This is a genomic window from Vibrio sp. SCP2, from assembly GCF_059295395.1.
In genome coordinates, this window is record NZ_JCAFVV010000004.1 from 98,062 (window position 1) to 124,811 (window position 26,750).

Sequence of the window (26,750 nt, forward strand, 5' to 3'; positions counted from 1 at the left end):
CTCAATCAGTTACTTTTGCTTGCGATTGATTGGCTCAATGTACTGAATTGACATATCCCATGGCTGCTCGATCCATGTGTCTTGAGCAATATCAACCACGTAGTCGTCAAGTAGCTCAACACCTGCTGGCTTAGCACATACTGCGATCAGTTTTGCTTTCGGGTACATTTCACGCAGTTTACGTGCTGTATCACCGCTATCTACTAGGTCTTCAACGATTAGGAAACCTTCACCGTCACCCTCTGGTGCTTTTACAACAGTCATATCACGTTGATGGTCATGGTCGTAGCTTGAGATACAGATAGTATCAACATGACGAATACCTAGCTCACGAGCCAAGATTGCGCCCGGTACTAGACCGCCACGGCTAACCGCCCAAATTCCTTTCCATTGCTCTGCTGGCATCTGTTTTTCCGCCAACTCACGACAAAGTGTGTGCATTTGGTCCCAAGTGATAATGAATTTTTTACTCATTGTAATAACCTAATAGTTTTAAAATCTGCATCCCCTCAACACGTCATTGAAGTTTGGACGATTGCAACAGGCAAGTCTGGGGAAAAGCTACGCAAACGTTTATTTTAACGCAGGCGCTATACAATACCAATGGGGAATTTATCCCTGTGGCAAAAATAATCGCCATAACAGAGACTCCGTTATGGCGAAAAATAGTGTGCTGCCGACATTTAGCGAACGATTTCGCTAAGGCGGAAATTAAGCCACTAAATACTTAATGATGAATACTGCTGATAGTACCCATACGCTGATCGACACTTCACGACCGCGGCCACTCAGTAGTTTAATTGCAGCGTATGAGATAAAGCCAAGCGCAATACCTTCTGCAATTGAGTAAGTCAGTGGCATAAGTAGACAAGTTACAACAACCGGTGCCGCTTCTGTTAAGTCACGCCAGTCAACACTAACCAGACCAGACATCATTAGAATAGCTACGTAGAAAAGTGCGCCTGCGGTAGCGTACGCTGGAATCATGCCAGCCAGTGGCGAGAAAAACAGAGCCAGAAGGAATAGCACGCCAACGACAACAGCAGTCAGACCTGTACGACCACCCGCGGCAACGCCTGCCGTAGACTCAACATAAGAAGTGGTGCTAGACGTACCAATCATTGCGCCTACAGAGGTCGCTGTCGAGTCAGCAAGTAGCGCTTTGCTTAGACGAGGCAGTTTGCCATCTTCTTTAATCAGATCCGCTTTTGTCGCAACACCAACTAAAGTACCCGCTGTATCAAATAGGTCGACAAATAGGAAAGCGAATACAACTGAAATCATGCCAACTTCGAAGACGTCAGCAATGTTCATTTGCATAAAGGTCGGAGCAACACTTGGTGGCGCTGACATAATACCGCCCCATTGAACGTCACCAACGATCAAACCCAAAGCTGTGATCGCTAGAATCGCAATCATTACCGCGCCACGAACACCACGGTAAACCAAGCCAATCGTTAGGAAGAAGCCTAATGCCGCTAAGGCAGGTTGCAGGCCAGTGATATGACCAAGACCAACTAATGTCGCTGGGTTATCAACCACAATGCCTGAGTTTTGTAGGCCAATAAACGCAAGGAACAAGCCGATACCAGCCGAGATACCCGTACGTAATGACATAGGAATCGAGTTAATGATCCACTCACGAACCTTGAAAATACTCAAAGCCATGAAGATGATACCGGAAACAAAAACGGCACCTAAAGCGACTTGCCATGAGTGGCCCATACCGAGAACAACGCCATAGGTAAAGAAGGCGTTAAGTCCCATGCCAGGTGCAAGTGCAATTGGGTAGTTAGCAACGAAGCCCATGATGAAACAGCCAATCGCCGCAGCAAGACAGGTTGCAACAAATACAGCGCCTTTATCCATACCAGCGTCTGCAAGCATCGCAGGGTTGACAAAGATGATGTAAGCCATCGTCAAGAAGGTGGTCACACCTGCAATGATCTCAGTTTTGACGTTTGTGCCGTTTTCACTGAGTTTGAACAGTTTTTCGAACATAATCGAATCCTAAAAGGGTAAAAAGTAAACGGTTGCGTAATCGATTGGCTCGAATTATAAAGTCATCAAATAGTAAATTCCAGATAGAATTAAGACTCTAATCAATATTTCTACTGTTCATTGCCGCTTTCAAACAAGGGCTAGATGATGGCATAAAGAAAAATACTTTATATTTCATAAAGTAAAATCATTGATGATTTGAATTTCAAAAAGGTGTTTTTTTATACCATGTCATAAACTTTCAATGGCATTTGGGATATTTATGCGTAAGGCAATATGTGTTTATGCGAATAAAATAGAGAGATAGGAGTTAGCGACGGGAAACCACAGAGTTTGTGGGCAAATTGTGAGCGCACTTTTGCTTAGATAAAAAAACGCCACTCAATTTGAGTGGCGGTTGAATCATGTCAGCAACTAAAGGCTGTAAAAAAATTCCAATAATAGGGGTGAACAAACTGTTCGAGTGTCACAAGCTAGAGTTTAGTAACCGAAGCTTGTTGGGTAAGTAAAGCTGCCTGTGTAAACAGAGCTGTTTAGCCAGAACGCTGCACTTGGTAAACCTTTCATAACTATCACCTTCTAAATCAATTAAAACAGATTACAAATATTGATTTCTCAGTTCCGTGGAGGCGACAAATCGGACTCATCCTTTGAGCATTTTCTCTTCGCTTTCGAAGTTGGTTACAAATATACCTCAAAGAAATTTAATTACAAGCATAAAAGTGACAAAAGTCACAAAAAGTTTAAAAACTGACTTAGATCAAATGAATATTGTAATTTAATTACAGTTATATCAATTTATTGTTTGGATTTAGTACAAACACTACCCATTCAGTTGCACAGGGCGTGTCAACCAGAATCTACAATTTGTGATTGCACCGAAACATTTGCTTGCCGCTTTTACTACACCCTTTAGTCAGGGAGTGCTATTCTGTGCTCCTCTACCCAATAGGTCAGATTTAGGTTTTTGTGCCAGATTAATGGCAGAAACCAAACACATAATCTGGCGTTATTCTTTTTAAGGAGTCATCCGTGTCTGAATTCCATTCTGAAATCAGCAGCTTATCACCTGCTCCAATTTGGCAATTTTTCGATAAGATCTGTTCTATCCCTCACCCTTCAAAACACGAAGAAGCCCTAGCACAATACATCGTTGATTGGGCTAAAGAGCAAGGCTTAGATGTTCGCCGTGATCCAACAGGCAACGTTTTCATCAAGAAGCCAGCTACACCGGGTATGGAAAATAAGAAAGGTGTCGTTCTGCAAGCACACATCGATATGGTGCCACAGAAGAATGAAGACACAGATCATGACTTCACAAAAGATCCGATTCAACCGTACATTGACGGTGAATGGGTAACAGCGAAAGGAACCACACTCGGTGCCGACAATGGTATGGGTATGGCATCTTGTCTTGCGGTACTGGCTTCAACAGAAATCAAGCATGGTCCAATTGAAGTGCTGCTAACGGTAGACGAAGAAGCAGGTATGACAGGTGCATTCGGTCTTGAAGCGGGTTGGTTAGAAGGTGATATTCTTCTTAACACTGACTCAGAGCAAGAAGGCGAAGTCTACATGGGCTGTGCTGGCGGTATTGATGGTGAAATGACTTTCGATATCAAACGCGAAGCGATTCCAGCAGGCTTTACAACTCGCCAACTGATCCTAAAAGGTTTAAAAGGTGGTCACTCGGGCTGTGACATTCACACTGGTCGTGGCAATGCCAACAAACTACTTGCTCGATTCCTAGCAGGTCACGCACAAGAACTTGACCTTCGTCTTGTCGAGTTCCGAGGTGGTAGCCTACGTAACGCTATTCCTCGTGAAGCGTTCGTAACGGTAGCAGTACCAGCAGAAAATGAAGCCAAGCTTGCTGAGTTGTTCGAGTTCTACACTAACCTACTTCGCACTGAACTAGGTAAAGTAGAAACAGACATCGTTTCATTCAACGAAGCGATCGACACAGAGACACAGGTACTAGCGGTTGCCGATCAGCAACGTTTCATCGCAGCATTAAATGCATGCCCTAATGGCGTGATTCGCATGAGCGATGAAATTGAAGGCGTAGTTGAAACGTCTTTAAATGTGGGTGTCGTGACCACTGAAGCAAACCAAATCCAAGTGTTGTGCTTAGTTCGCTCTTTGATTGACTCTGGCCGTCAACAAGTAGAAGGCATGCTGACTTCTGTTGCTGAACTGGCAGGCGCTCAAATTGAGTTCTCTGGTGCTTACCCAGGTTGGAAACCAGACGCAGACTCAGAGATCATGGCTATCTTCCGTGACATGTACGAAGGCATCTACGGCCATAAGCCAAACATCATGGTTATTCACGCTGGTCTTGAATGTGGTCTGTTCAAAGAACCTTACCCGAATATGGACATGGTATCATTTGGCCCTACCATCAAGTTCCCACACTCACCAGATGAGAAAGTGAAAATTGATACGGTTGCCCTATTCTGGGATCAAATGGTTGCTCTACTAGAAGCGATTCCTGAAAAAGCGTAATTTCCATTACTAAATCTAATCCTAAAAGCCAGCTTGCATAAGCTGGCTTTTTTATTTCTGTCCCTCACTAAACCATAAATATTTTTTGTCGTCACGGTGATTTCTTTTCGTTAGTCAGCGCGAATCATGGTTGCTACAGTCGCCCTCCTTGAAGCACCTAAGGGTAAATTCTCTGCCCTCTTCAGGCACTACACTCGGCATAAAACGACCGTGTTAAGTTGGGGATGCTCACTTCAATCGAGCATCTTAAATACTCTCTAAATTATTATTACTGCGATGAAAGAAAAACTACTTGTTGGTTGGCGAGAGACCCTCAGCCTACCGAGCCTTGGTATTGACAAAATTAATGCAAAAATCGATACCGGAGCCAAGACCTCGTGTTTACACGCATTCAAAGTAGAGAGCTTTAAGAAGGACGAAGCTCAATGGGTTCGCTTCTGGATCCACCCAATTCAGCATAATACGGACGTAGAAATTATGTGTGAGTCTGAAGTCATTGATGAGCGTATCGTTCGCGACTCAGGTGGCCATGAAGAATCGCGTTATGTGATCAGCTCTGATTTGAGCATCGGAGGCGAAACTTGGCCAATTGAAATTACTTTAACCAATCGCGAAAACATGGCTTTTCGTATGTTGTTAGGCCGTACAGCAATGCACAACCGCATCGTTGTTGACCCTGTTGAATCGTTTTTAGTCCCTTTCGAGGAAAGCAAATAATGAAAATTGGTATTTTATCTCGTAACGCTAGCTTGTACTCAACCAAGCGTTTGATTGAAGCGGCAAAAAACCGTGGCCATGAGGTAAAAGTCATCGATGCACTTCGTTGCTACATGAACATCAACTCAGACAAGCCTGAAATTCACTTTAAAGGTGAAGAGCTGTCTGGTTTCGATGCCATCATTCCTCGTATTGGCGCTTCTGTCACTTTCTATGGCACAGCGGTACTACGTCAATTTGAAATGATGGGCGTTTACCCAGTCAACGAGTCGGTAGCCATCACTCGCTCACGCGACAAGCTTCGCTCTATGCAGTTGCTATCTCGCAAGGGTATCGGCATGCCAATCACTGGCTTTGCGAGTAAACCTGATGACGTGAAAGACCTGCTTGAGATGGTTGGCGGTGCGCCTGTTGTAATTAAGCTACTAGAAGGGACTCAAGGCATCGGCGTTGTACTAGCTGAGACTCGTAAGGCGGCAGAAAGTGTAGTTGAAGCTTTTATGGGCCTGAAAGCCAATATCATGGTTCAGGAATACATTAAAGAAGCGGGTGGTGCTGACATTCGTTGCTTTGTGATTGGTGACAAAGTGATCGCTGCGATGAAACGTCAAGGTGCAGAGGGCGAGTTTCGCTCTAACCTCCACCGTGGTGGCAGCGCATCGTTAATTAAGATTACTCCAGAAGAGCGACGCACTGCGGTCGCGGCTGCGAAAATAATGGGTCTAAATGTGGCTGGGGTTGATCTACTAAGATCAGATCGTGGTCCATTAGTCATGGAAGTAAACTCATCTCCAGGTCTTGAAGGTATTGAGGCCGCAACTGGTAAAGACATTGCTGGAATGATTGTCGAATTTATTGAGAAAAATGCGGCAAGCAAAAGGACTAAAACTCGTGGCAAAGGCTAAAAAAAATAGCGCATTCGAATTTCTCGGCGAGTCTATCTCGCCGGGAGAGCGTAAGGTGATTGAGTTAGAAGCGGCAAAGCTTTACACCCACTCACCCTTATCGATCCCGGTCGAGATCATAAACGGTAAACAAGCTGGGCCCGTTCTTATGGTCAACGCAGCGATTCATGGTGATGAGCTTAACGGCGTTGAGATTGTTAGACAGTTAATCAACACCCTTGATGCTAACAAGCTCAAAGGCACCATCATTGCTGTCCCCATTGTTAACGTGTTCGGCTTTATTCATAAGTCTCGTTATCTGCCAGATAGACGAGACTTAAACCGCTGCTTCCCGGGTAGTGAAAAAGGTTCGCTTGCTTCACGTATGGCAAACACCTTTTTCTCTCAGGTCGCTAAGCGCTGTGACTACATTTTGGACTTACACACAGGTGCCATTCACCGCACCAACCTGCCACAGATTCGCGCAGATTTAAGTAATCCAGAAACACTTCGTATTGCTCAGGCGTTCGCTACGCCAGTGATCGTTGATGCACCACTACGAGACGGCTCTCTGCGTAGCGAGGCTGAACGCCTGGGCATTCCGGTTTTAACCTATGAAGCGGGAGAAGCGCTAAGGTTTGAGCCTATTTGTATCAGTGCTGGCTTTATCGGGGTTCAGCGTGTCATGCAGGCAATTGGTATGCTGCGTTCAAGTCGCAAAAAGTTGCCAACACCGATGATCGCTAAGTCCACCAGCTGGTTGCGCGCAGAAAGTGACGGTATTCTGCGGACTGTGGTGACGTTAGGCGAAAAAGTAGAAAAAGGTCAGGTGCTGGCTTACATCAGTGCGCCATTAGGCCACAGTGAGATTGAACTCACCGCACGCAAAGGCGGGATTGTTATCGGTCAGCAAACTTTACCTTTGGTTAACGAAGGTGACGCCATCTTCCATTTGGCTTACTTTGAGCATGACGATCAAGAAGTTGAGCAGGTGGTTGAAGAGTTTATCGAAGAAATGATCGATGCTGATTTGGAGCCCTTAACCACAGGCCAGATTAACTCACCGTCTTAATCTGTGTAATGAGTAAAAAAATAGCCCGCATTTTGCGGGCTATCTTATTTATTCATTTAACCAAAAGAGGCCCAAATCACTGTGGCGACTAAGATAGGACAAACGAACTTCACATAGGCAGGCCACAGTTTGCCAAACCAGCCTTGAGTAAATTCAGGACAGCCTTGCTTTAGCTCTTTAATCTTAGAGTGACGATTCCATACCCAACCGCCAAATAGGCAGAACAAGAGCGCCGCTGCTGGCTGAAGGTATTGGGTTGCGACCATCGCCACCAAGCCAAACATGGCCGCAAAGTTGTAGACAATCACCACACTGAACAATGCAATCAAACCACCCAACACCCAGCTTGTTGGTGTTCTCTTGGTGTTAAAGCGCTCACTAACTAAAGCAACCGGACACTCCAGCATAGAGATAGACGATGTTAGTGCTGCGATGGTCAGTAGTAAGAAAAATACAATCGCAAACAATTGGCCAAGCAAGCCCAAGCTATCGAACATGAGTGGTAATACGGTAAACACTAGGGTATCTGAACTAAGCAGTGAGCCGTCCTCAGCGTATATCTGTACCCCTTTTTGCATCGCGACAAACATGGCAGGCATAACCACAAGGCCAGCAACAAAGGCAACAGCGGTATCAACCAAAGTGACATTCATTGCCATCTTAGGCAGGTTCTCTTTTTTACTTAGATAAGAACCATAGATCAGCATCGAACAACCACCGATGGTTAGCGAGAAAAAGCCCTGCCCCATCGCCGCTAAGATCAATTTACGGTCCATCACTTTTTCAAAATCTGGAATCAAGTAGTGCTTCAAGCCTTCCATCGCACCGTTTTGCGTCATGATGTAGATGAATAGCAGAGCAAACAAAACAAATAGTGCAGGCATCAGTCGAGTTGACCACTTTTCGATCCCCTGCTTAACACCGCCTTGAACAATGAGCACAGTGAGGACGTAAAAAGTAATCGTACCGAAAAGGTTGCGCTCAACACTAAAGCCTTTAAACCAAGCGGTCGCGGCTTCTATACCTAAAACATCTGTAATGGCACCAAGTAAGAAGCAAATCAACCAACCGCCGACGATGCTATAGAAAGCTAGCACGGCACTTGGCACACTTAGGCCAATCCAACCAACAGCGGCACCGACGCGTTTTCCAGCCGGGTTCGCCGTTAAAGAGCGCATACTGTCAACAGGGTTAGCTTGACCATGACGACCTATCGCCATTTCTACAACCAACATAGGAAAAGCGACCACTAGGATCATCACTAGATAAACCAGTAAGAAGGCACCGCCACCGTTACTTGCCGCTTGAGTAGGGAAACCCCATATATTGCCTAAACCAACCGCGGCGCCTGCTGCGGCAAGAATAAATCCGAGACGCGAACCAAAATGTTCGCGAGATTGAGAATTGTCTACTTGTGCCATACCACTCAAATCGCACCAATGAACTAGTTGACTAGTACATTAATACAAAACGCCAATATTCACAATTAAAATAGCAAATCGTTAGGTAGATAAGGTTAAATTATAGCCGATTTAACTCGTAACGTTCAGTTTACGCGTTGACTCTACTAAGTAAGGTTTAATCTTCGCTCTATTTCTTCCACTGTGTTTAGCTTCATAGAGCGCACTGTCGGCCACAAGGAAAATATCGTGCTGATTATCGAGAGGTTGACACGCGCAATCCGCGACTCCCACTGACACAGTGACATATTGCGCAGTAGGCGAATGTTCATGGGTAATGGCGAGGGTATTTATCGCCGAGAGCAACGCATCCGCTTCCTGCTTATTGTTAATCGGTTGCTCGGAGGAAAGGAGGATACAAAATTCTTCTCCGCCGTACCTAGCAATAAACTTGTCACAACTCGATTTGGCGTTAGATAAATGGGTCGCCACTTCACTTAAGATAAAATCCCCTTCAAGGTGACCATAGTTATCGTTGAAAGATTTAAAGTGGTCGATGTCAATTAAGACGACACTAACATACTGATTTTGAGAGCATGACTTGAGTTGCTGCCAATAGGCTTGGAGTCGACGACGATTGCCGACTTTGGTCAGAGCATCATGGGTCGAAAGCCATTCTAGTTCGCTGCGATTTCGTTCTAGCTCACCAAAAACCTCATTGATTCGACTAGCAAAATCACGCATTTCATGGGAAATAAACTGATCTTCTTCAGTGATAGTTTGGCTATCTTTATTGAGATTACACAGCGCAAATCTCGCCTGCTTGATTGGTTTAATCATCACATGCACAACACACAAATTAAAACCAAACATAAATACAGCAAAAGCGAGCACAGCTGACAACTCACCCCATGTGATAAACGGAGGCATAGTGACCGAGTGATTAATCACAATACAAACCGTTGAATTGTTCTGATAATCCAACCGTTCGAGAATGGTTATATTCTCTCGATTAGCAACCTCGGCAGCTTCTGCTTGTTGCTTGGTGTAAATTTCGACATTGATGCCCGTTGCTTGCTTTAGCATTCGTACAAAGCTACCGCCAATCGGCTTTATAAACATCATATAACCGCGGTCACAGTCCGCACCATCGCTATCACAGATCCTTGACGTTGCAAGGAGAGCGGGCTGATCATCAAAAACAAGAAACTTAACAAACGGAGTGATCTTGTCGGTTCTGGATTTCAAACTATCGGCTAACAATGCACCAAATTTATAACGGATTTCATCGTAAGAACGATCCTGCTGGGCCTTTACATCGTAATGACGACCCCAGATTAAACTCACATTGGGGTCAAAAATGAATACACCACTCAGTTGCTGAGAGGTAAAGGTATGAGGGCTGATACTGCGATCGGTAAACGCTTGATTAGGCGAATGAATAAAGTCAGTGATACTTTCCCATGCCGCATAGTTGATTAACGAACGGGCAAGTTCAGATTTCTGTAGATCGATGACAGTTTTAACTCGATTCACTTCCTCGGATTGCAGAAACTCAAAACGCTCAACCGCCTCATCATAGGTCCAGATATAGCGGAAAGAGAGATAACAAAAAACAAAAACACTCGCCATCATCAGCGAAGCAATGATCGTTAACTGTTTGAGAGATAGGTGGGATATCTGCATCTAAACGTCATACCCTAAAAGCAAGAGCCAGAATTAAACACATTATTCACCAAGTTGTCTATAACAAGAGTGCCATAAGCACTCTGTTATGTGATCGCATACCTTGAGCAATCGTTACCTTAGATCGTAAAAAGCTGATAATCCTTAAGTTCAGGTATCTTCTTATGCAGTTGCTGCTCTTGTTCTGCCATCTGATCCAGCGAGTCACAAAATTCTTCGCTTTGCTGCTCAACCTCAACCGCATGTTGCTTTAAGCGCTCCGCGATACGCTCTTTCAGCTCACTCATCGCATTCGCCATTTCTGTTAAGTTTAAGCCGCCTTCAGCTTTCATCTTTTCAGACATCGCATCGAATGCGCTAGCAATGAACTCTTCATTAAACAGCGCTTTCGCTTTTTCAAAATCTTCTGCCCATGTTTCGCGCAGTGAAGCGAAAGTATCTGCTGGCAGTACGAGATCGCCATCATTGTAGTAGCGCGCTTCCATATCCGCATAAAATTGCTTCATAGATTGCTTCACGCTGTCGAACGCTTCTGGAGCATCAAAGCTCACCGCCATGTCATCAACGATATCATTGGCAAGCGCTAAACCGTCCTGAGCGATCTTTCTCACGCGCGGTAAGTAATCATTAAGATTTTCACGATACTGAGCAATCGCTTGTTGCTGCTCATTGTTCAGTTCTATCTTCTCACCGTGAATAAGTAAGTTATTGTCAGCATCGACAATCGCTTTCTCACCACTGGTCTGCACGATTTCAATTCGCTCACCATTGAGATGAATCTCATTTTTTAAATCCACTTTACATTGCGCAGCATACGCTTGGCTTGAAAGCAGTATCGGTAAGGCAAGTATTACTTTCTTCATTGTCATCCCACTCAATTGATTGGTCACGAGCATATCAAAAATGGCTCAAAGTTTGTCAGCAGATGGTTTCTATCTCGTAGCTATGCTCGATGTCACCAATTCTATAACTGATTTCATCTTCCACTTGTTTCGCTTTTAGAGCCTGTCCAAGCGGAGAGTCAAACGTTACCAGCACGATTACATGTTGTTGAAACTCGACTTTGAGGCCACCCGCACAAGGGGAAAGAAAGAACCAGTGGTGATCATCTTCTACATCAAGCAGTGACACTAAACAACCTAACCCAACGGCTTGCGGTTCCTGCGGTAGTACCAAATTGGTCAGAGCCTGAATTTCTTGTTCACACTCCTGTACCCGCATCGCTTGGCCATGCGCTAAATAAGACGCCTCTAGCGCTAACGTATCATATTTGTGCTCAGGGACCGTCTCTTCGTCGGTCGCGGACTCGATCGCTCTTTGTGCTGAGCTCACTGCAATCTCTAACTTACTTTGCAGTTGCGAGAGTATTACTTGCCGCAGCTCTAATTTATTCATACTAAAATCGTGTTCCATTGCTCTTATAGCCATTAGAATACCTGTGACCAACGCAGAAGAGAATAGCAGGAATAGCCCAATGGACAGTTCGCCCCACCACTCAGCCATAGCACACACCCTTCAACATACATTTGGCTTCGATAGCCTAAGGGGTGGACAGCAACAAGCGATTGAGACCATTTTGGACGGGCGATCCTGCGCAGCGATTTTTCCTACCGGTTCAGGGAAATCTCTGTGTTATCAGCTACCGGCTACCCTGCTACCAAACCTCACTTTAGTCGTCTCCCCTCTTCTCGCGTTAATGAAAGACCAACTCGCTTTTTTACACAGCAAGCAAATACCCGCGGCTTCGATCGATTCGAGCCAAAGCCGCGAAGAGACGCTGCAAGTGATGGAGCAAGTTAGGCGTGGTGAGATTAAAATCCTCATGATCTCTGTTGAGAGACTGAAGAATGAACGTTTTCGTCAGTTTATCTCTCAAGTGGCGATATCACTGTTGGTTGTCGATGAAGCACACTGTATTTCAGAGTGGGGACATAACTTTCGTCCAGACTACCTAAAGCTACCTCAGTACCTAAAAGAATTTCAAATTCCTCAAGCATTGCTGTTAACGGCAACAGCGACTCAGTCGGTTATTGAAGATATGCGCGATAAGTTTTCGATCGCTGAGCAAGATCTGGTTGTGACTGGCTTCTACCGAGCAAACTTAGATATTAGCGTTGTTCCTTGTGAAGAGGACGACAAAGCAGAGCAGTTGCTCAACCTTATTGGCCCTGAACCCACCGCACCAACGGTGGTTTATGTGACTTTGCAACAGACCGCAGAAACGGTTGCTAAACAGCTGCTCAAAGGCGGCGCCAATGCTCACGCGTATCACGCAGGGATGAAACCCGATATCCGTGAATCGATCCAAGACCAATTTATGCGCGGTGAGATTGATTGCATTGTTGCCACTATTGCATTTGGCATGGGCGTTGATAAATCGGATATTCGCCGTGTCATCCACTTTGACCTGCCAAAATCCATCGAGAACTATGCTCAAGAAATTGGTCGAGCTGGTCGAGATGGCAAGCAGTCTCAGTGTATTTTGCTCGCCAATCAAAACGGACTCAGCACGTTAGAAAACTTTGTCTATGGCGATACTCCTGAATTAGGCGATATTCACTCTGTACTCGAACAAGCATTAAGCAACAGTCCACAGTGGGAAGTGGTCCTTTCAAGATTGTCTGCGGAAACCAATATTCGTCAACTGCCATTAAAAACGCTGTTGGTTTATATGGAGATGGCTGGTGTTATACAAGCCAAGTTCAGTTACTTTGCCGATTATCGATTCAAATTTATCAAAGACAAGCAATTTATCATCAATCAGTTTGATCCAGCTCGTCAGCAATTTGTATCCGCTCTGTTTGATTGCTCAAGCCAAGCAAAGATCTGGTGCCAGGTCGACTTTGATGCTTTATGGAATCACTTTCAAGGTGAACGACACCGCGCAGTTGCCGCCCTCGATTACTTTAATGAAAAAGGTTGGATAGAGCTCGAAAGCAAGCTGATGACCGAGGTCTATACAGTCAACAAACCCGAGCAAAGTCTAGAAACGCTGTGCCAAAGCTTGTGGTCACTGTTTAAAGATAAAGAACGCAGTGATGTAGAACGAATTCACAACCTACTCAACTACTTTCAATCTGAGCAATGTTTAAGTGCAGGGCTTGCACACTATTTCTCAGATTACAACGCCCCGACTGAATGCGGTCATTGTAGTGTTTGTCGTGGCGCTATCGCGACTTTGCCTCGGCCAGTCGTAGAAGAGTACAACCCTGAGCAGGTATCGACATGGTTAAAGACGCTCGAAGATAAAGCCAAACAAAAACTCTCACCTCATCTGAAAACTAAGTTCCTTTGCGGTATCACCACCCCACTGTTCACTAAGATCAAAGCTCGCTCTTTGCCTGGATTTGCCAAACTGGAGTCGACCCCATTCGCTGATGTCCTAGCACAAGTTAAGCACATAGAGAGCTAGAGACAGTTAAGACTAAAAGAAGCTAAGTTGTTTCGCCTGTTCTTCCGGTTTAAGCATTACATTTAACCCCAACAGGCGGATCTCTCTGCCCTGTTGGCGCTTCAAAATATCACTCAATAACTGTTTAAAATATTCCAGTTCAAGCTGCGGGTGAATATGTTCAATAGTGGTTAATTGGAAATCAGCGAACTTCAGCTTGATTCCTTGCTTAATGATGGCTTTTTCAGGCGAGGCTTTTTCTAAACGTTTTTCGAGCTCAGGAAAGAGTTTTTCTTCGATAACCTGCCAGCACTCCTGATAGGAAGAAATATTTTGGCTAAAGGTTCGCTCGACGCCGACCGATTTACGCTCGCGCTCAACAACCACTTCTCGGTTATCAATGCCGTGACTCTTATTCCACAGTGAAGCGCCCAATCGACCAAACCTAAGCAGCAAATCACGATAGTTACTATTTTTAATATCTTCGCCAGTATAGAAACCGGCCTGATGCAGTTTTTCCAAACTCACTTTGCCGACGCCAGGTATTTTCTCTAGAGGCAATTTATCGACCACCTTTTGCACGCTATCTGGCGGGATCACAAATTGCCCATTGGGTTTATTCATGTCAGAGGCAACTTTGGCTAAGAATTTAACTGGAGCAATACCAGCCGAAGCAGTCAACGAAAGTTCATGCCAAATATCACGGCGTATGGCTTCAGCTATCAGAGTGGCTGACCCCTGACACTGAGTACTTTCTGTCACGTCGAGAAAAGCTTCATCCAGAGATAAAGGCTCGATCAATGAAGTGTAGCGAGAAAAGATTTCGCGGATCTGTTTTGAAACCTCTTTATAGACTTGCATCCTACCTGGCACGACAAGTAACTGTGGGCATAGTTGCAATGCACGAGCCGTTGGCATAGCGCTACGAATACCAAATTTTCTTGCCTCATAATTACAGGTACTTAGGACACCACGCTGTTTCTCATGGCCGCCTACGGCAAGCGGTCGCCCACGATAAGAAGGGTTGTCTCTCATTTCTACCGCAGCATAAAAACAATCCATATCGACATGGATGATTTTTCGTACTTTTTCACCTGACATTACCGACAATACACCTGATACATAACTGTATATAAATACAGTTTAATTTATCTTAGCTGGTTCTCATAGAAAAAATTGTTGATAAATTATCCGAGCAAGATTGTTAGATAGGTTTATTATTAAAACTATAACTATGATCAAGAGGCACGACTTTGAACAATAAAGTACTGGTTGTGGAAGATAGCCGTGCGTATCAAAACTACCTTAACCAACAGTTAACCGCGATTGGTTGTCAGGTTTATAGCGCGGAAACATTAGCAGAAGCCAAGCTGCTACTCCAACAGCATCGCGAGTTCCGATTCGCCGTTTTAGACTATTGTTTACCGGATGCTGAGAATGGCGAAGTTATAGACCTCGTACTTGAACACCAGCATAAAGTAATCGTCCTAACTGCAACCTTCAATGATGAAACGCGCGAACGCTTCATTGCTAAAGGTGTTGTCGACTACCTACTAAAAAATAGTATGGCTTCAGTTGCTTACCTCATCCCTCTCGCTAAGCGACTACTCAACAACGATAAGCATCATGCTTTGATTGTTGATGATTCTCCCACCGTTCGTGCACATGTTACCCAGCTACTGGAGCATCAGTACATCAAAACGACGCAAGCGGAAAATGGCCTCATAGGGCTAGAAAAGTTGAAACAAGATCCCTCCATCACGTTTGTGATTACTGACCATGATATGCCTGAAAAAGATGGCATCACCATGATCCAAGAAATGCGTCAGTCTCATGACAACAACAGCTTAGGTATCATAGGATTATCAGGCAGTGACTCTAAAACTCTCACTGCTCAGTTTCTAAAAGCGGGTGCTAATGACTTTTTAACTAAACCCTTTAACCAAGAAGAGTTTTATTGCCGGGTACATCAACTGCTCAATATGCGAGAAGCGACGGAAGAGCTGTACAAGCTCGCTAACCAAGACGCGCTTACCGGGCTTTGGAATCGGCGTTTTCTGTTTGCTCAAGCTTGCTCTACGTGTACAGATCGTTGCATTGCAATGCTGGATATTGACCACTTCAAGGCAGTTAACGATACCTATGGTCATGATGGGGGAGATGCTGCACTGAAAGTCATTGCCAATATTCTAAAGATCTATTTCCCAGATGAAGTAGTGGCAAGATTCGGTGGAGAAGAGTTTTGTATTCAATCTCATATCCCCTTTGATGATTTCATTACCCGGATTGAAAATGTGCGGTTACGTATCGAAAAAACACTCATCAAGCATGACTCCAATAGTATTCAAGTCACTGTCAGTATTGGAGTATGTAACAGTAACGCGAGCTTGAACGAGCAAATAAAGTTAGCAGATGACAGGCTTTATGAAGCAAAAGCAGCAGGAAGAAACTGCACGATTTATAGCTAAAACTAGTTTCTCTAAAAACAAAAACACCGACATAACGTCGGTGTTTAACTTGGAATAAAGCGCTTACATTAGGCGATACGATCTTTTTCCCATGCTGCTAGCTTTTCAGCTCTAGCCGCTTCACGCGCTTCACGCTTTTTACGTGCATCACATGGTTCAGGACAGTTACATACCTTGTCGATACCAACTGCCCCCAGACCGCCACAGCTGCCTTTTACCACTTTCTTTTGGATGATATAGCCGATTGACATAGCGGCAATCACAGCCATAAACACACCAAAGGTAATTAAAAATGTACTCATAATGACATGCTCGTAATTTTATTATTGATTCATAAATGGCTTGTAAGCTTCAGAAGCTAACTCTTTAAAGCCATCTTGGGTTTTAACAATCATAAACGCAGGAATATTGTTTTCATTGGCCACCTGCATACCTAGCTCTTCACCAAGAACCATAAGGCCAGTCGCCAAGCCATCTGCCGTCATGGATGACTTGTCCAATACAGTGACTGACACCACCTTATGGCGAATAGGCTTACCCGTCTGTGGGTTAATGATGTGCGAGTATCGTACGCCATCACGCTCAAAATAGATACGGTAATCACCCGATGTCGCTACCGCCATATCGCCTGGTTCAATAATCTCTTGAATTGCACGCTCGTCAGTCGATGGTTTCTCAATGGCGATTCGCCATTTCACGCCTTCACGGTTTAAACCTTTCAGACGCATTTCACCGCCGACTTCAACCATGTAGTTCTCAATGCCTTGAGATTGAATGTAGTCTGCAACCACATCTACGCCCCACCCTTTTGCAATTGTCGATAGATCAACATAAAGGTTAGGAATATCTTTTCTGAGTGTATTGCCTTCAACAGAAAGATGTTCAATACCCGTCATCGCTTTACGTGCTGCCAACTCTTCGTCACTTGGCACTACCTCAGGGCGAGCTTCAGGACCAAACCCCCAAAGGTTAACCAATGGACCAACTGTCACATCTAACGCACCTTGAGTAAGACCGTTTAAACGGATCGCTTCTTTCACTACAGTGACAGTTTGAGGCGACACTTCGAATGACTCAGAAGATTGCAGTTGATTAAAGCGACTTAACTCAGAATCTTTGCGATAGGTCGACATCTGGTCATTGACCTCTTCTAGCAGACGATCGACTTCCTGCTGAAGCGTCTGTGGTGAAGGGATACCTTCCGCTGAGATGTATTTAATGTTGTAAGTCGTCCCCATTGTTGGGCCGCTTAGGTGAACCTGCTCTGCGGGCTTTTCACAGCCAGCCAAAACGAGTAGAGAAGCAAATGCAACAAGCCACTTTTTCACTTGTTAGACTCCTTAAATTCGAAACGGGAATAGCACATACGTTTTATATAGAACGCATCGACTATTACCACTCTTTAAAAAATAATGGCTGACTTAAAGCAGTCAGCCATCTTATATACGTAATTTCAAGTAGTTGGAGTTGTAGCTCAGCAGATTAACTCGTCAAGCTACAGCCCCAACTTACTTAAATTTAGCCGCCGAAGTCATCCAGTAGGATGTTTTCGTCTTCAACACCGAGATCTTTCAGCATGCCGATAACAGCCGCGTTCATCATCGGTGGACCACACATGTAGTACTCACAATCTTCAGGAGCTTCGTGATCCTTCAGGTAGTTTTCGTACAGTACGTTGTGGATGAAGCCTGTGTAACCATCCCAGTTATCTTCTGGCATAGGGTCAGACAGTGCACAGTGCCACACGAAGTTTTCGTTTTCAGCTTGTAGGCCATCGAAGTCTTCAACGTAGAACATCTCACGCTTAGAACGCGCACCGTACCAGAAAGACATCTTACGAGTAGATTTAAGACGCTTAAGCTGGTCGAAGATGTGCGAACGCATTGGCGCCATACCAGCACCACCACCAACGAAGACCATCTCGTTGTCTGTGTCTTTCGCAAAGAACTCACCAAATGGACCAGAAATAGTACACTTGTCGCCCTCTTTAAGAGACCAGATGAACGAAGACATGATACCTGGTGGTACATCAGGATTATTAGGCGGCGGCGTAGCGATACGCACGTTTAGCATAATAATACCTTCTTCTTCCGGGTAGTTAGCCATAGAGTAAGCGCGGATTGTTTCTTCGTTTACCTTAGACTCGTAGCGGAACAGGTTAAACTTGTCCCAATCTTCGCGGTACTCTTCTGGTACATCGAAGTCAGCGTATTTCACGTGGTGAGCAGGAGCTTCAATCTGGATGTAACCACCAGCACGGAAAGGTACTGATTCGCCATCTGGAATTTGTAGCTTAAGCTCTTTGATGAATGTTGCTTTGTTATCGTTAGAGATAACAGAACATTCCCACTTCTTAACGCCGAAGATCTCTTCAGGAAGTTCGATGTCCATGTCAGTTTTCATTGCAACCTGACACGCTAGACGCTCACCTTCACGCGCTTCACCTTTAGTAATGTGGTCAAGCTCGGTTGGTAGAATGTCACCACCACCTGATTTAACTTTTACGCGACACTGGCCACATGAGCCACCGCCACCACAAGCAGAAGATACGAATACGCCAGCACCAGCTAGAGCACCCAGAAGCTTACTGCCTGGTTGTGTAACGATCGCCAGATTTGGGTCGTTATTCACAGAGATTGTAATGTCACCTGATGGTACTAGTTTAGATTTAGCGAATAGAATCACTAAAACTAGCGCCAAGATAATCAGGGTAAACATCACTACACCAAAAATAATAGTATTCATGACTATTCCTTTAATTGCTGCCGTTTACCCGACTTACAGTTGAACACCAGAGAAAGACATAAAGCCTAACGCCATTAGACCAACTGTGATGAACGTGATACCAAGACCACGTAGACCTGGAGGTACATCAGAGTACTTCATCTTCTCACGAATACCTGCAAGAGCAACGATAGCTAGCATCCAACCCACACCTGAGCCGAAGCCGTATACTACTGACTCTGCGAAGTTGTAGTCACGTTGTACCATGAAAGATACACCACCGAAGATCGCACAGTTTACTGTGATCAGCGGTAGGAAGATGCCTAGTGCGTTGTACAGAGGTGGGAAGAAACGGTCTAAGATCATTTCTAGAATCTGTACAAGAGCCGCGATTACACCGATAAAGGTAATGAAGTTTAGGAAGCTAAGATCCACACCTTCAAGTAACGCATTCTCTTTAAGAACTAGGTTGTAAAGTAGGTTGTTCACAGGTACTGCAACAGTCAGTACGAAAACAACGGCAACGCCAAGACCGAAAGAGGTCTTAACTTTCTTAGATACAGCAAGGAATGTACACATACCTAAGAAGAACGATAGTGCTAAGTTTTCGATGAAAATCGATTTAACTAGCAAGCTAATGTAGTGTTCCATGACGTCCTTACTCCTTCGCTTCTACTTGCTCTGGTTTCAGAATACGGATTGCCCAGATAAGGAAACCGATTAGGAAGAATGCAGATGGTGCTAGTAGCATCAGACCGTTAGGCTGGTACCAACCACCATTGCTCACTAGAGGTAGAACTTCCATGCCAAATAATTTGCCTGAGCCAAATAGCTCACGGAAGAAACCAACAGTGATAAGAACGAAACCGTAACCAAGACCGTTACCAATACCATCGATAAGTGATGGAAGAGGCTCAGACTTCATTGCGAATGCTTCAGCACGACCCATTACGATACAGTTCGTGATGATTAGACCTACGAATACTGATAGCTGTTTAGAGATATCGTATAGGTAAGCTTTTAGCACTTGGTCTACCACGATTACTAGAGATGCGATGATCGCCATTTGAACGATGATACGCACACTGTTAGGAATGTGGTTACGGATGACTGAAACGAAGAAGTTAGACAGTGCAGTTACAAAGATAACCGCTAGTGTCATTACAAAAGCCGTTTCTAGTTTAGTTGTTACTGCCAATGCAGAACAAACACCAAGAACCTGAAGCGCGATTGGGTTGTTATCCAATACTGGCGCTAATAGACTCTTCTTAACGTTTTGTGCGCTAGACATTAGTTCAGACCTCCGTCACGAACTTTTGCTAGGAATGGACCAAAGCCCATATCGCCTAACCAGAAATCAAATGTACCTTGAACACCGTTACCTGTTAGTGTCGCACCTGATAGGCCATCAACACCGTGTTCAGAACCTGCTGGAGCGCCACCTTTAACAATCTTGATTGCTGGTTTGTGGTTCTCATCAAACAGTTTCTTGCCTTCAAACTGAGCACGCCAAGAAGGGTTCTCAATTTCACCACCAAGTCCAGGAGTTTCACCCTGTTCGTAGTAAGTGATTGCAGAAACAGTGTTACCGTCAGTTTCTACTGCAACAAAAGCGTACATCATTGACCATAGACCCGTACCGTGAACAGGCAGGATGATCTTAGATACTGCATCGCCATCTTTCACTAGGTAAATAACACCCGTGTTTGCGCGACGTAGGATCTTCGCTTTGTCTTGGTCAGCGGTTAGCTTGATAGACTCAACAGGATCTTTTGCAGCTTTACGTTGGTCGTATGACGCAGCGTCACCTTCAACGAAAGCACCAGTATCGAAATCAACTAGACGAGGCTCGATGTACTCAGCGAATAGCTCTGGTACTTTCTTACCTGCAGCGTCGATACCTGCAACTTCAACGATCTTAGTTTGCTTATCTAGTACAGCGTTAGCTTTTTGCTTGTCACGTAGACCTACAGCTGCTGTTGATACGATGATTGAACAAACAAGGCTCAACCCGATAACAACACCCAGCGTCTTTTTAATGCTGTCGTTATTACTTGCCATAGCGTGCTAGTCTCCGCTTGATGTTCTTCTCGATAACTACATGGTCGAACAGAGGTGCAAACAGGTTCGCGAATAGAATCGCCAGCATCATACCTTCTGGGTAAGCTGGGTTTACTACACGAATTAGTACACACATCACGCCGATTAGTGCGCCGTACCACCATTTACCTTTGTTAGTAAATGAAGCGGATACAGGGTCTGTTGCCATAAAGAACATACCGAATGCAAAACCACCTAGAACTAGGTGCCAGTGCCATGGCATGTTGAACATTGGGTTAGTGTCAGAACCGATAACATTGAACAGAGTTGCTGTTGCAATCATACCGATCATCACACCTGCAATAATGCGCCATGAAGCAATTCGCATGTACACGATCATTGCTGCACCGATCATTAGAGCCAGTGTAGAAACTTCACCAATAGAACCAGGAATGTTACCGATGAAAGCGTCCATCCAAGTGATAGGAGCGCCTGTCACTGTATTCACTAGTGCACCGTTACCACCTTGTGCCCATTGGCTAAGCGCCGTTGCACCAGAGAAGCCATCAGCTGCAGTCCAAACTACGTCACCTGAGATTTGCGCAGGGTAAGCGAAGAATAGAAATGCACGGCCAGCAAGTGCTGGGTTAAGGAAGTTACGACCCGTACCACCAAAGATCTCTTTAGCAACAACAACACCGAAGGTAATACCTAGCGCTGCTTGCCATAGAGGAAGTGTTGGTGGAACGATAAGTGCAAATAGGATAGAAGTAACAAAGAAACCTTCGTTAACTTCGTGCTTACGCACCATACAGAACAGTACTTCCCAGAAACCACCAACGATAAAGACCGTCGCGTAGATAGGTAGGAAGTAAGTTGCACCTAGGATCATCTTACTGCCAACGCCTGCATCGGCGGCTAAAGTGCCCCCAAGCATTTCCGTTAGCCAGTAGTGCCAGTTGCCAGCAACTACAGCTGCTAGCTGATCACCAGCATACATGTGATTAAGTGCTGAGATAGCTTGGCCACCCGCGTTGTACATACCCCAGAACATTGCTGGGAATACCGCGAACCAAACCATGATCATGATACGTTTTAGGTCAACGCTATCACGAACGTGCGAGCTTTTTTTCGTTACCAAGCCTGGCGTGTAGAAAAGTGTTGCTGCTGCTTCATATAAAGCAAACCACTTCTCATGCTTACCACCTGGCTCAAAATGATGCTCGATGTCTTCAATAAACTTTTTAAGAGCCATGAAAATTACCCTTCCTTCTCGATGGTATCTAGGCATTCACGAAGGAGTTCACCGTACTCGTATTTACCAGGACACACAAAGGTACACAATGCTACATCTTCTTCATCTAGCTCTAGCGCACCTAGTGCTGCTGCACTGTCAGTATCGCCTGCACATAGATCACGAAGTAGCAGAGTTGGCTCCATATCTAGAGGCATTACGCGTTCGTAGTTGCCGATTGGAACCATTGAACGATCACTACCGTTAGTCGTCGTTGTCATGTTGAACAACTGACCTTTGAATACGTGACCAAGGAATGAGCGAGTAATTGAGAACTTGTTCTTACCAGGCATTGCCCAACCAAACAGTTCTTTTTCACGGCCTTCACGTAATACAGAAACCTGTACGTGGTAACGACCAAGGTATGCGTGAGGACCAATTGCATGAGTACCAGTTAGTACTGAACCAGAAATCACACGAACTTCACCTGGCATTAGCTCGCTGTCCGTTACGTCATCAAGGCATGCACCTAGAGATGTACGAACTAGACGAGGGTTATTCACTACTGGGCCAGCCAGAGAAATAACACGGTCAGTGTAAAGTTCACCAGTTAGGAACAACTTACCGAACGCGATAACGTCTTGGTAGTTGATACTCCACGCCACATTTTCTGCATTCACTGGGTATAGGAAATGCATGTGGGTGCCAGCAAGACCTGCTGGGTGAGGGCCATCAAATACATGCTCTTCAACATTTGATTGAGAAGAACGAGGAAGACTTGTGCCAGATTTACATACGTAAACCTTGCCATCAGTCAGAGTTGAAAGCAGATCTAAACCTGCAACGAACGCTTCTTGTTGCTCATTGATGATCAACTCAGGCTGAGCCGCCAATGGATTGGTATCCATAGCAGTAACGAAAATAGCCTTAGTAGAAGATTCGATTGCTGGAACCTTGCTGAACGGACGAGTACGTAAAGCGGTCCAAAGGCCTGATTCAACTAGTTGAGTTTTCACCGCTTCACGGTCAAGACCTGCTAGTTTATCAGCTTCAAACTTATCGAATGTCACCTGCTCTTCACCTGCCACTTCAATCACTACAGATTGAAGTACACGCTTAGCACCACGGTTAATCTCGATCACTTTACCAGCTGCTGGTGAAGTAAATTTCACACCTGGGTTCTTCTTATCTTCAAAAAGAACTTGAGCTTTCTTTACTTCATCGCCTACGCGGACATGCATAGTAGGACGCATGCCGACGTACTCTTCGCCAAGCAAGGCGACTTTTTTGATGGTCTTACCATCATTAATCACCTGGGTAGGAGTTCCTGCAACAGGAAGGTCCAAACCCTTCTTTATTGTAATCATACGCACTTGCACTACTTTTATCGGGAAAAAGATTCTTTGTTTGCGTAACTTTTAGACACGACACTAGTGTCCGGTTTTGGTGAAGTTTTAAACACCAAAATCGCAACATCCTATTAAAAATCTCGCTACAAGAATTAAGCGGGATTTATCAGGTGCGGTAGTCTATCATCTTTTTAGAAGGTGATGCCATGATGAATGCTATGATTAACAGAGATATTTCGAGTGAATAGGGTTTAAAAGGCGATAGAATAGTCATAACTTTGAGCCACCGCACAAACATAAATCCGCACCCTATTTCCTATTTTTCTAATTCATTCACATCGTGAAACATTCTGTTTTAAAACTAACCATTGCATTTATTTGTTTCTACCTTGTTAACATCTAGACTATCGCTACCAATAAAAAGGGTAGCAAACGCTACCCCTTTTTGTGACTTATTTTGAACCGCCTAAACACATCGGGCTATCTGGCGCGAGCTGATTCTGCTCTTTCCATTCATCAGCCGTATAGGTGTGCATAGACAAAGCATGAATTTGGTTGGCTAACTCTTCAGCAAGCACTTGATTCACTTGGCGGTGACGTGCAATCAAACGCGCCCCTTCAAATGCTTCACTGACAATAACCACCTTAAAGTGGCTTTCTGAGCCTGGCGGAACGTTATGCATGTAACTTTCGTTAATCACGCTTAAGTGGTCTGGATTGAAGGCCTCTTTGAGCTTGCTTTCAATGACTTCTTGGATCATCTGTTTCACCATCAGATATGAACAACTTAATAAGGTTAGATAATAATCGCCTCTATCATAAAGCTAAAGGTTTTAGTTTCCTCTCCCCTCCGGTTTTGCGACAATTTAGCGATTAACGACTAGCTAGCATTCCAAATATGAAAACTGAGCTTACTTTGCACGAGCGTACTCTTTCTTTGTACCGATACCCAAAAAGAAATAATGAAACCCTGCAAGCATGGGATGCTGGAGACGAATATCTCATCAATCATGTTGAAGAGTTAGAGCTACCAATTAATCAGAACATTCTGATTATTAACGATCACTTCGGCGCTTTGAGCTGTTGGTTTAGCCAACGACATAAAGTTACATTGATGAGTGACTCGTTTATCTCTCATAAAGGGGCAAACGCCAACCTCAAAGCAAACAACTGCCAGACGATCACTTACTTGACTACCATGGACAAGATTCCAAATGACGTCGATTTGGTGCTGTTTCAGTTACCTAAGAGTAATCGCCACTTAGTCTGGCTACTCAGTCAGTTGCGCGATTCGCTAGATAGCTCTGTCCCGGTGATTGCGGTCAACAAGGCCAAAGAGATCCACACTTCGACACTCAAATTGTTCGAAAAATACCTTGGCGAAACCAAGACATCGTTGGCGTGGAAAAAACACCGCCTTGTCTTTAGCAATGCCAACAGTCAAACACCAATCAAAGTCTCCCCTGACACTCGTTGGTCCGTTGATAATGAACAGATTGAGCTTAACAACCTACCCAATGTTTACTCTGGAGAGAGCTTAGATCTTGGCGCTCGCTTTATGCTTGATCACTTACCGCAAAACCCAGATCTTAAACACGTACTCGATTTAGGCTGTGGTAATGGTGTGTTATCAGTAAAAATAGGCCAACTGAATCCCCAGATAAAACTGACCTGCGTCGATGAGAGCTTTATGGCGGTGGAATCCGCGCAACAAAACCTTATCGCAAACTTAGGAAAAGAGAGAGAAATCGATTGTATCGCCAATAACTGCCTCGATGGAATGCCGGCGAAAGATGTCGATCTGGTAATGTGTAATCCCCCTTTTCATCAGCAACAAGCGATTACGGATCACATTGCATGGCAGATGTTCTGTGATGCAAAGCAAATTCTTAGTGTCGGTGGACAATTATTAGTTATCGGTAACCGTCACCTCGGCTACGATGGAAAGCTATCTAGACTGTTTGGCAAGTCGAACGTAAAAGTTGTCGCTTCCAATAAGAAATTTGTTATTTTACAAGCGACTAAATAGTCCACTATTATCTGTCTATACGTTTCAGTAGGCTCGCAGAGTTAACAAGAAAGGAAATTACAATGAGAAAACTGGTTCTAGCCGCGTCAATGGCATTACTCACTGCGTGTTCAGCTCCGCAGCAAGAGCAAATCAACTTCATGCCTAAAGCGGTATTGAGCAACAGTGATATTGTTCAAGATGCAAGTTTTACTCTGACCAGTAAAGACATGCGTTCCGCGCAATATGTTGCTTTGGTAGACAGTGGACGTTCAAACATTGAACCGATTCACTCTAAGCAAAATGTTCGCATCTCAATCGAAAACGCACTGTTGGATCAGTTCAAGTCGCAAGGTTTCCGTAGCACAGTTAACAGCGAAAACTCCGTGGAAGTGGAAGTTCAAGAAGCGCTAGTGTCTGTTAAGCACACCGTAATGGAAAACCAGATGGATGGAAAAGTCGTTCTGGAAATTACCGCAGAAACACCACAGGGCAAACTTGTTAAGACTTACACGGGTACAGCAAAACGCACAGGTGCACTTAGCGCTTCAAACGAAGAGATCGAAGAAGTACTAAATGATGTCATCAACCTAGTGCTGCAAGAAGTCTCTAACGACCGCGAACTTCAAAACTACATGCAGGAGCGATTCTAATGTGGAAAACAGCAATTGCCTCACTTGCGTTAGTTAGCAGTCTCGCATTTGCAGGTCCAAAGGTAGAATTCGAAACCAACCTAGGCTCTTTCACTGTTGAGCTAAACCAAGAGAAAGCCCCTATCACGGTGGCGAACTTTTTAAAGTATGTCGACGATGGTAGCTATGTCGGTTCTCAGTTTCATCGCGTGATTCCTAACTTTATGGCTCAAGGCGGTGGTTTTGATAAAGAGATGAAGCCGCTCGCGACTTACTCACCGATTAAGAATGAAGCGTCGAATGGGTTGAAGAATAATACGGCAACGATTGCAATGGCGCGTACCAACAACCCAAATTCTGCAACTCGTCAGTTTTTTATCAATTTCGTCGACAATAACTTCCTTGACTATGACCAACGCCCACCAGGTTACGCAGTGTTTGGTAAAGTAACGCAAGGTTTTGACGTAATTAAAAAGATGGGTAAAAAACCGACCCACTCAGTAGGACGCTACCGCGATGTTCCTGTTGAACCAATCATAATTACAAAAGCGACTCTTCTAAAATAATCCTCTTAGGCTCTAATCTCCGCGGTTAGAGCCTTTCTTCTTGCATACCGGAAACTCAAACAAGGAATAGTGT

26 protein-coding genes are annotated in these 26,750 nt (G+C 44.6%); 9 read left to right on the top strand and 17 right to left on the bottom strand.

The window, feature by feature from the left end; translation table 11 throughout:
- Nucleotides 1-9: 9 nt before the first annotated feature.
- The 3 genes from gpt to vcdP form a co-directional block, all read right to left on the bottom strand.
- Nucleotides 10-474 (bottom strand): xanthine phosphoribosyltransferase, encoded by a 465-nt coding sequence (gene gpt, locus AC5O63_RS13800; RefSeq protein WP_004744887.1) that lies wholly within the window; start codon nucleotides 472-474, stop codon nucleotides 10-12.
- 237 nt (nucleotides 475-711) lie between these two features.
- Nucleotides 712-2,001, bottom strand: a complete 1,290-nt coding sequence (locus tag AC5O63_RS13805; RefSeq protein ID WP_004744888.1) for an NCS2 family permease — start codon at nucleotides 1,999-2,001, stop codon at nucleotides 712-714.
- A gap of 480 nt (nucleotides 2,002-2,481) precedes the next feature.
- Nucleotides 2,482-2,568 (bottom strand): small protein VcdP, encoded by an 87-nt coding sequence (gene vcdP, locus AC5O63_RS13810; protein ID WP_486679393.1) that lies wholly within the window; start codon nucleotides 2,566-2,568, stop codon nucleotides 2,482-2,484.
- A gap of 465 nt (nucleotides 2,569-3,033) precedes the next feature.
- Between vcdP and AC5O63_RS13815 the strand changes: the two genes are divergently transcribed.
- The 4 genes from AC5O63_RS13815 to AC5O63_RS13830 all read left to right on the top strand — a co-directional run bounded on the left by AC5O63_RS13815 (nucleotide 3,034) and on the right by AC5O63_RS13830 (nucleotide 7,179).
- Nucleotides 3,034-4,506, top strand: a complete 1,473-nt coding sequence (locus tag AC5O63_RS13815) for an aminoacyl-histidine dipeptidase (RefSeq protein WP_494505367.1) — start codon at nucleotides 3,034-3,036, stop codon at nucleotides 4,504-4,506.
- A gap of 276 nt (nucleotides 4,507-4,782) precedes the next feature.
- Nucleotides 4,783-5,223 carry an ATP-dependent zinc protease family protein gene (locus tag AC5O63_RS13820; RefSeq protein ID WP_239825204.1) on the top strand — a complete coding sequence of 147 codons (441 nt, stop codon included), beginning with the start codon at nucleotides 4,783-4,785 and terminating at the stop codon, nucleotides 5,221-5,223.
- On the top strand, nucleotides 5,223-6,128 hold the full coding sequence (gene rimK, locus AC5O63_RS13825; protein WP_272785581.1) for a 30S ribosomal protein S6--L-glutamate ligase: 906 nt from the start codon (nucleotides 5,223-5,225) through the stop codon (nucleotides 6,126-6,128). The genes AC5O63_RS13820 and rimK overlap by 1 nt, the downstream gene beginning before the upstream one ends.
- Nucleotides 6,088-7,179 carry a succinylglutamate desuccinylase/aspartoacylase family protein gene (locus AC5O63_RS13830; RefSeq protein WP_494505368.1) on the top strand — a complete coding sequence of 364 codons (1,092 nt, stop codon included), beginning with the start codon at nucleotides 6,088-6,090 and terminating at the stop codon, nucleotides 7,177-7,179. The genes rimK and AC5O63_RS13830 overlap by 41 nt, the downstream gene beginning before the upstream one ends.
- Before the next feature lie 56 nt (nucleotides 7,180-7,235).
- Here AC5O63_RS13830 and AC5O63_RS13835 read toward each other — a convergent pair whose 3' ends face one another.
- The 4 genes from AC5O63_RS13835 to AC5O63_RS13850 form a co-directional block, all read right to left on the bottom strand.
- A complete protein-coding gene (locus AC5O63_RS13835) occupies nucleotides 7,236-8,600 on the bottom strand; it encodes a sodium-dependent transporter (protein WP_494505369.1) in 1,365 nt (454 codons plus the stop codon).
- 111 nt (nucleotides 8,601-8,711) lie between these two features.
- Nucleotides 8,712-10,265 carry a sensor domain-containing diguanylate cyclase gene (locus AC5O63_RS13840; RefSeq protein ID WP_494505370.1) on the bottom strand — a complete coding sequence of 518 codons (1,554 nt, stop codon included), beginning with the start codon at nucleotides 10,263-10,265 and terminating at the stop codon, nucleotides 8,712-8,714.
- Between the two features lie 119 nt (nucleotides 10,266-10,384).
- A complete protein-coding gene (locus tag AC5O63_RS13845; RefSeq protein WP_494505371.1) occupies nucleotides 10,385-11,128 on the bottom strand; it encodes a YggN family protein in 744 nt (247 codons plus the stop codon).
- Between the two features lie 55 nt (nucleotides 11,129-11,183).
- On the bottom strand, nucleotides 11,184-11,660 hold the full coding sequence (locus AC5O63_RS13850; protein ID WP_494505457.1) for a transcription elongation factor: 477 nt from the start codon (nucleotides 11,658-11,660) through the stop codon (nucleotides 11,184-11,186).
- A 79-nt stretch (nucleotides 11,661-11,739) separates the two neighbouring features.
- Between AC5O63_RS13850 and AC5O63_RS13855 the strand changes: the two genes are divergently transcribed.
- The gene (locus AC5O63_RS13855; RefSeq protein ID WP_494505372.1) at nucleotides 11,740-13,677 is read left to right on the top strand and encodes a RecQ family ATP-dependent DNA helicase; all 1,938 of its coding nucleotides are present in this window, start codon (nucleotides 11,740-11,742) and stop codon (nucleotides 13,675-13,677) included.
- A 12-nt stretch (nucleotides 13,678-13,689) separates the two neighbouring features.
- Here the strand turns inward: AC5O63_RS13855 and dinB are convergent, their stop codons facing one another.
- Nucleotides 13,690-14,757, bottom strand: a complete 1,068-nt coding sequence (dinB, locus tag AC5O63_RS13860) for a DNA polymerase IV (RefSeq protein WP_494505373.1) — start codon at nucleotides 14,755-14,757, stop codon at nucleotides 13,690-13,692.
- A 152-nt stretch (nucleotides 14,758-14,909) separates the two neighbouring features.
- On the opposite strand from dinB, the gene AC5O63_RS13865 reads away from it, so the two are divergent.
- Nucleotides 14,910-16,124, top strand: a complete 1,215-nt coding sequence (locus AC5O63_RS13865; RefSeq protein WP_494505374.1) for a GGDEF domain-containing response regulator — start codon at nucleotides 14,910-14,912, stop codon at nucleotides 16,122-16,124.
- Between the two features lie 68 nt (nucleotides 16,125-16,192).
- On the opposite strand, the gene nqrM is transcribed toward AC5O63_RS13865, so the two are convergent.
- The 9 genes from nqrM to bolA all read right to left on the bottom strand — a co-directional run bounded on the left by nqrM (nucleotide 16,193) and on the right by bolA (nucleotide 24,232).
- Nucleotides 16,193-16,426 (bottom strand): (Na+)-NQR maturation NqrM, encoded by a 234-nt coding sequence (gene nqrM / locus AC5O63_RS13870; RefSeq protein ID WP_004744900.1) that lies wholly within the window; start codon nucleotides 16,424-16,426, stop codon nucleotides 16,193-16,195.
- 21 nt (nucleotides 16,427-16,447) lie between these two features.
- Nucleotides 16,448-17,452 (bottom strand): FAD:protein FMN transferase, encoded by a 1,005-nt coding sequence (locus AC5O63_RS13875; protein WP_272785589.1) that lies wholly within the window; start codon nucleotides 17,450-17,452, stop codon nucleotides 16,448-16,450.
- 190 nt (nucleotides 17,453-17,642) lie between these two features.
- The gene (gene nqrF / locus AC5O63_RS13880; protein WP_272785590.1) at nucleotides 17,643-18,869 is read right to left on the bottom strand and encodes an NADH:ubiquinone reductase (Na(+)-transporting) subunit F; all 1,227 of its coding nucleotides are present in this window, start codon (nucleotides 18,867-18,869) and stop codon (nucleotides 17,643-17,645) included.
- Nucleotides 18,870-18,902: 33 nt separating this feature from the next.
- The gene (gene nqrE, locus AC5O63_RS13885; protein WP_004744903.1) at nucleotides 18,903-19,499 is read right to left on the bottom strand and encodes an NADH:ubiquinone reductase (Na(+)-transporting) subunit E; all 597 of its coding nucleotides are present in this window, start codon (nucleotides 19,497-19,499) and stop codon (nucleotides 18,903-18,905) included.
- 7 nt (nucleotides 19,500-19,506) lie between these two features.
- A complete protein-coding gene (locus tag AC5O63_RS13890; RefSeq protein ID WP_004415330.1) occupies nucleotides 19,507-20,139 on the bottom strand; it encodes an NADH:ubiquinone reductase (Na(+)-transporting) subunit D in 633 nt (210 codons plus the stop codon).
- A complete protein-coding gene (locus tag AC5O63_RS13895) occupies nucleotides 20,139-20,909 on the bottom strand; it encodes a Na(+)-translocating NADH-quinone reductase subunit C (protein ID WP_494505375.1) in 771 nt (256 codons plus the stop codon). Before AC5O63_RS13895 ends, AC5O63_RS13890 begins: the two co-directional genes overlap by 1 nt.
- A complete protein-coding gene (locus tag AC5O63_RS13900; protein ID WP_171322992.1) occupies nucleotides 20,899-22,143 on the bottom strand; it encodes an NADH:ubiquinone reductase (Na(+)-transporting) subunit B in 1,245 nt (414 codons plus the stop codon). Before AC5O63_RS13900 ends, AC5O63_RS13895 begins: the two co-directional genes overlap by 11 nt.
- A 5-nt stretch (nucleotides 22,144-22,148) precedes the next feature.
- Nucleotides 22,149-23,489, bottom strand: a complete 1,341-nt coding sequence (locus AC5O63_RS13905) for a Na(+)-translocating NADH-quinone reductase subunit A (protein ID WP_171322994.1) — start codon at nucleotides 23,487-23,489, stop codon at nucleotides 22,149-22,151.
- 434 nt (nucleotides 23,490-23,923) lie between these two features.
- Entirely contained in the window at nucleotides 23,924-24,232 is a 309-nt protein-coding gene (gene bolA / locus AC5O63_RS13910; RefSeq protein WP_004744907.1) for a transcriptional regulator BolA, read from the bottom strand.
- A 137-nt stretch (nucleotides 24,233-24,369) separates the two neighbouring features.
- On the opposite strand from bolA, the gene AC5O63_RS13915 reads away from it, so the two are divergent.
- From AC5O63_RS13915 to AC5O63_RS13925, 3 genes are all read left to right on the top strand, one after another.
- Nucleotides 24,370-25,500: a methyltransferase gene (locus tag AC5O63_RS13915; RefSeq protein WP_494505376.1), complete on the top strand. Its 1,131-nt coding sequence runs from the start codon at nucleotides 24,370-24,372 to the stop codon at nucleotides 25,498-25,500.
- Between the two features lie 62 nt (nucleotides 25,501-25,562).
- Nucleotides 25,563-26,132, top strand: a complete 570-nt coding sequence (locus tag AC5O63_RS13920) for a YajG family lipoprotein (RefSeq protein ID WP_004744909.1) — start codon at nucleotides 25,563-25,565, stop codon at nucleotides 26,130-26,132.
- Entirely contained in the window at nucleotides 26,132-26,677 is a 546-nt protein-coding gene (locus AC5O63_RS13925; protein ID WP_171322998.1) for a peptidylprolyl isomerase, read from the top strand. Before AC5O63_RS13920 ends, AC5O63_RS13925 begins: the two co-directional genes overlap by 1 nt.
- The last annotated feature ends 73 nt before the right edge of the window (nucleotides 26,678-26,750 follow it).

Bases quoted from the DNA above. Each gene is read 5' to 3' on its own strand.
- AC5O63_RS13840 (WP_494505370.1), bottom strand. From the start codon at position 10,265: ATGCAGATATCCCACCTATCTCTCAAACAGTTAACGATCATTGCTTCG.
- AC5O63_RS13805 (WP_004744888.1), bottom strand. From the start codon at position 2,001: ATGTTCGAAAAACTGTTCAAACTCAGTGAAAACGGCACAAACGTCAAA.
- AC5O63_RS13890 (WP_004415330.1), bottom strand. From the start codon at position 20,139: ATGTCTAGCGCACAAAACGTTAAGAAGAGTCTATTAGCGCCAGTATTG.
- AC5O63_RS13830 (WP_494505368.1), top strand. From the start codon at position 6,088: ATGCGGCAAGCAAAAGGACTAAAACTCGTGGCAAAGGCTAAAAAAAAT.
- AC5O63_RS13895 (WP_494505375.1), bottom strand. From the start codon at position 20,909: ATGGCAAGTAATAACGACAGCATTAAAAAGACGCTGGGTGTTGTTATC.
- AC5O63_RS13920 (WP_004744909.1), top strand. From the start codon at position 25,563: ATGAGAAAACTGGTTCTAGCCGCGTCAATGGCATTACTCACTGCGTGT.
- nqrE (WP_004744903.1), bottom strand. From the start codon at position 19,499: ATGGAACACTACATTAGCTTGCTAGTTAAATCGATTTTCATCGAAAAC.
- AC5O63_RS13855 (WP_494505372.1), top strand. From the start codon at position 11,740: ATGGACAGTTCGCCCCACCACTCAGCCATAGCACACACCCTTCAACAT.
- rimK (WP_272785581.1), top strand. From the start codon at position 5,223: ATGAAAATTGGTATTTTATCTCGTAACGCTAGCTTGTACTCAACCAAG.
- AC5O63_RS13905 (WP_171322994.1), bottom strand. From the start codon at position 23,489: ATGATTACAATAAAGAAGGGTTTGGACCTTCCTGTTGCAGGAACTCCT.
- vcdP (WP_486679393.1), bottom strand. From the start codon at position 2,568: ATGAAAGGTTTACCAAGTGCAGCGTTCTGGCTAAACAGCTCTGTTTAC.
- AC5O63_RS13900 (WP_171322992.1), bottom strand. From the start codon at position 22,143: ATGGCTCTTAAAAAGTTTATTGAAGACATCGAGCATCATTTTGAGCCA.
- AC5O63_RS13850 (WP_494505457.1), bottom strand. From the start codon at position 11,660: ATGAATAAATTAGAGCTGCGGCAAGTAATACTCTCGCAACTGCAAAGT.
- bolA (WP_004744907.1), bottom strand. From the start codon at position 24,232: ATGATCCAAGAAGTCATTGAAAGCAAGCTCAAAGAGGCCTTCAATCCA.
- nqrM (WP_004744900.1), bottom strand. From the start codon at position 16,426: ATGAGTACATTTTTAATTACCTTTGGTGTGTTTATGGCTGTGATTGCC.
- gpt (WP_004744887.1), bottom strand. From the start codon at position 474: ATGAGTAAAAAATTCATTATCACTTGGGACCAAATGCACACACTTTGT.
- AC5O63_RS13925 (WP_171322998.1), top strand. From the start codon at position 26,132: ATGTGGAAAACAGCAATTGCCTCACTTGCGTTAGTTAGCAGTCTCGCA.
- AC5O63_RS13835 (WP_494505369.1), bottom strand. From the start codon at position 8,600: ATGGCACAAGTAGACAATTCTCAATCTCGCGAACATTTTGGTTCGCGT.
- AC5O63_RS13915 (WP_494505376.1), top strand. From the start codon at position 24,370: ATGAAAACTGAGCTTACTTTGCACGAGCGTACTCTTTCTTTGTACCGA.
- dinB (WP_494505373.1), bottom strand. From the start codon at position 14,757: ATGTCAGGTGAAAAAGTACGAAAAATCATCCATGTCGATATGGATTGT.
- AC5O63_RS13820 (WP_239825204.1), top strand. From the start codon at position 4,783: ATGAAAGAAAAACTACTTGTTGGTTGGCGAGAGACCCTCAGCCTACCG.
- AC5O63_RS13845 (WP_494505371.1), bottom strand. From the start codon at position 11,128: ATGAAGAAAGTAATACTTGCCTTACCGATACTGCTTTCAAGCCAAGCG.
- nqrF (WP_272785590.1), bottom strand. From the start codon at position 18,869: ATGAATACTATTATTTTTGGTGTAGTGATGTTTACCCTGATTATCTTG.